Below are 3,795 nucleotides of genomic sequence, written 5' to 3' on the forward strand. Positions count from 1 at the left end.
GGGACAGTTATTGAAGCAGATTTTTATCACGCCAATCAGTTTCTTCCCTTAAATGATGAAGAAATCGTTTCGCTTGTACAACAAGATTTAGCAACTTGTATCCCGGCTTTTCGGGAAGCGAAAGTAATCGATAGTAGTGCAATCCGTCTGCCGCGTGCAGTAACTCACTTTTTCCCTGGTAGCTATCAGTATATGTTGCCAGGAGAGACGAGTATCAAGAATGTCTTTATGAGTGGTGATTGGATTGTTACCCGTCACGATTCCTGGTCGCAGGAAAAGGCTTATGTGACAGGTTTGGAAGCGGCAAATTTGGTGATTTCCCGCTTTGGACGTGGGAGTAAGGCTTTACTTTTACCAGTCGAGGCGGATGAACCGCATATTCAATTTGGTCGGTCAATTAACCAAACAATACGCAGTTTCAGCAAAACTTTCTTACCTGATTTTTGGCTACCTTAAGATGCACACTATCACAATTACGATTCCTGATGACCACTTAGTGAAGTTGCAAGAAACCGCCACTCGCCTTGGTATTTCCCTGGAAGAATTGATTCTGATGGGTGTTGAAGAAATTCTCAATCAGCCAGAACAAACTTTGCAAAGTGCTGTAGATTATGTGCTGAAGAAAAATGCTGAACTTTATAAGCGCCTAGCATGACGAGAGGAGTTTACTGAGTGGCTTCGCAGTCATATTGTTGAAAGGTAGAATAAATAGAATGCTATTCGGCGATCGCGTTTTTCTGGGAATGCGATCGCTTTTCACCAGAGATACACAATTGCCCTACAATATTACAATCATCATTCCGCCTTGCGAGAACCTTGATAAGTAATGAAACAGATGATACAGGGGAATAGGGTTAATAATTACACTATTACCAACTCTGAACAAGCCCTTCATTCTTCAGTAGCAAGAACGGCTCTCTACGAAAAATTTAAGACAAAAATTATTGCTAATCCTTGCTTGAACAGAAGGCTGGTTAGTTTTCAGGCCAATAAGGAAACTCCATTTTATAGCTGGTTTAAGTATAAAGAAGGATTTTCAGAACGATTAGTTACGTATCTGCTGCAAAACTTCAAGCGACAACCAGGTATTTTGCTCGATCCATTCGCGGGATGCGGTGCAGCTTTATTTGCTGCAAGTTCCTTGGGGTGGCAAAATATGGGAATTGAACTTTTGCCTGTCGGCATTTATGCAATCCAATCTCGAATTTTAGCTAATAAAATCAATATTAAAGAGTTTAATTTGGTAGTTGATGAAATAATAAAAATCAACTTTGCCGATTACTATGACCCCTGCTACCAAATCAAGCACATTGCCATTACTCGTGGTGCGTTTCCTTCTAATGAAGAAAATCAACTGGTTGGTTATATTTCCTATTGTCACAAGTTAGTCACGAATGACGATATTCGCAATTTACTTCTATATGCCGCTTTTTGTATACTTGAGGATATTAGCTATACCAGAAAAGACGGACAATATTTGCGTTGGGATGCCCGTTCAGGTCGTTCTCTGGGAAAGCAAACCTTTAATAAAGGAAAAATATTAACTTTTTCTGATGCGATTCTCCAAAAACTTAAGCAGATAACATCAGATTTAGATGTCTGCTCAATCCAACTGGATTTATTTGGCGATAGTCTAGTATCCGAATTTGCAGCCATAAAGCCTGGTTATGTTGAAAATCCGGAGCCTATACTTTACCAAAAGTCTTGTCTCGAAATTCTTCCCACTCTGCAAGACAACAGTATTGATTTTGTAATAACTTCGCCACCCTATTTGAACCGATATGATTACACTCGCACGTATGCACTTGAGCTAGTCTTTCTGGGGTGCAGTGAAGAGAAAGTAAAGCAGCTACGGCAGGCAATGCTTTCATGCACTGTGGAGAACCGAGATAAACGCACTCAACTAGAGCAGTATTACACAGGTATAGGACGCGCTCAGGAGTTTTTGAAAATCGATTCCACCTTCCAACAACAAACGGCGTTACAAGAAGTTTTGACAATTTTGGAAGCTGCTAAAAAAGAAGGGAAATTAAATAACGTCAACATTGCCAGAATGGTGCATAATTACTTTTACGAAATGTGCTTTGTCACTTATGAATTAGCTCGAAGCCTTAAGCCGGGGGGCATAGTGGCAATAGTAAATGATAACGTTCAGTATGTTGGTGAGGAGATACCTGTAGACCTTATTTTATCTGATATGGCAGAGTCTTTCGGGCTGACAACTCGATACATTTGGACATTGGGTCGTGGCAAGGGCAATAGTAGTCAGCAAATGAGAGATCGAGGTCGCGCCGAGCTTCGGAAATGTGTATATATTTGGGAAAAAGAAGTGATCACATGACATCAGATGAAGTAAATCGTATAAACTATCGACTACGATCAACGTTTTTTTATCGCAAACTCAAGGAATACAAGACGCTATCTTTACGCAATAAAATTGATCAAATATTACCCGCAAAGCATCTCTACAGTTGGCAATGCTGGGCTGATTGGGGCATTGGCGAGGATGCTTTTGCCTACATCAACGAGCATGGTAACTTACAGCTCATTCAAGTATTTTGCCACCCCAGCTTAATTCGCGAACACTCTATACTAATAGCCTACTATCGTAATATTGCTGCTCTTTCCCAGAAAGCGGTTAAGTCTTTAGTAAATATAGATGTTAAAAAACTTGAAATTGATGAAGAAAATCGCTACCCTCTAAAGGAAGACCAAGCCAAGAGACTTGCCCAGCTTTTTAATGAACACATCTCGCTCATCATTGATAGCTCTATAGAAAGTCTTACAGAAGATGAATTATATGGAATATTGCTGGCATCAACGGGGACGCAAATTGACGGCTCCTGGCGTAATGCTATTGGGGAAGAAGCAGAAAAAGTTGTTCAACGTCTTCTCGTGAAAGAGGCTAAAGAGCGCAACTTTCTTGCAGCTCTCCTCCCACGTGTGGGTACGGCAATTGAATTATACAATCCTGAGAAACTTGAGGAACAGTTAGGAAATATTGAGCGCTATAAGGGTGTGAGGTTAGTTAATCAAACCTCAATGCTCTTTTCCAGTGAGCCTGATATTTCACTGCTGGGTAAGCAGGGTACAACAGTTGGTGTAATTGAGGTTAAGGGAGGCACTGACCCCGCTGGCGCACTTGAGCGTTACGGTGCGGCAAAAAAATCTTTTGAGGAAGCTTTTCGCAGGAACAGTCAAGTTAAAACTATTCTCGTTGCTAGCTGTATTACCCCTGAGGTGCATACTCGTATTCAGAATGATTCAATAATCTCTACCTATTTTAACTTGACTGAAATTTTGAGCGAAGATTCAACAAAATACGAGCAGTTTGTGCAAGAAGTCTTTTCTATTCTAAGGACGTAAGCAAGGAATTAAACCTGCAACTGTATCAATAGTAGAGGTGCAAGCTTTTAATTATAGGACCCGATCGCGTCTTCTCCTCATTAACGCGATCGCATCCTCATTACCCACTCAACTTGATATCGTGGTAGAAAACGCGGGGTTAAGTCCTATGGTGACGACAGCGAAAACCACTCAAGGGCGGGGTGTACTTAGAAACATCAGTTGGCAAACGTTTGAAACAATACTTACAGAGATGGGGGAAGATCGTAACACTCGACTGGCTTACGATCGCGGAACGCTGGAAATTATGACCCCGCTGATGCCTCATGAGCATAACAATAGGCTGCTAGAACACTTGGTTTTCGCTTTAGCTGAGGAACTGAACCTCAATCTCAGAAGCGCTGGATCTCTCACTTGTAAGCGTCCAGACCTTCAGCGGGGTGTTGAACC

At 41.5% G+C, this 3,795-nt stretch carries 4 protein-coding genes and 1 pseudogene; all 5 read left to right on the forward strand.

Features of this window, described 5'->3' with window-relative positions; all coding sequences use genetic code 11:
• Positions 1–456: FAD-dependent oxidoreductase (locus tag H6F50_RS25230; protein WP_190430806.1), on the forward strand; the 456-nt coding region annotated here is incomplete at its 5' end.
• 1 nt (position 457) lies between these two features.
• A complete protein-coding gene (locus tag H6F50_RS25235; protein ID WP_190430807.1) occupies positions 458–655 on the forward strand; it encodes a DNA-binding protein in 198 nt (65 codons plus the stop codon).
• A 171-nt stretch (positions 656–826) separates the two neighbouring features.
• Entirely contained in the window at positions 827–2,341 is a 1,515-nt protein-coding gene (locus H6F50_RS25240) for a site-specific DNA-methyltransferase (RefSeq protein ID WP_190430808.1), read from the forward strand.
• Entirely contained in the window at positions 2,338–3,366 is a 1,029-nt protein-coding gene (locus tag H6F50_RS25245) for an XcyI family restriction endonuclease (RefSeq protein WP_190430809.1), read from the forward strand. Before H6F50_RS25240 ends, H6F50_RS25245 begins: the two co-directional genes overlap by 4 nt.
• Before the next feature lie 148 nt (positions 3,367–3,514).
• Positions 3,515–3,795: pseudogene (locus H6F50_RS25250) on the forward strand (Uma2 family endonuclease); the annotation flags it as partial.

It is taken from the genome of Coleofasciculus sp. FACHB-712 (genome assembly GCF_014695635.1).
Classification (GTDB): domain Bacteria; phylum Cyanobacteriota; class Cyanobacteriia; order Cyanobacteriales; family FACHB-T130; genus FACHB-T130.

Bases quoted from the DNA above. Each gene is read 5' to 3' on its own strand.
- H6F50_RS25240 (WP_190430808.1), top strand. From the start codon at position 827: ATGAAACAGATGATACAGGGGAATAGGGTTAATAATTACACTATTACC.
- H6F50_RS25245 (WP_190430809.1), top strand. From the start codon at position 2,338: ATGACATCAGATGAAGTAAATCGTATAAACTATCGACTACGATCAACG.
- H6F50_RS25235 (WP_190430807.1), top strand. From the start codon at position 458: ATGCACACTATCACAATTACGATTCCTGATGACCACTTAGTGAAGTTG.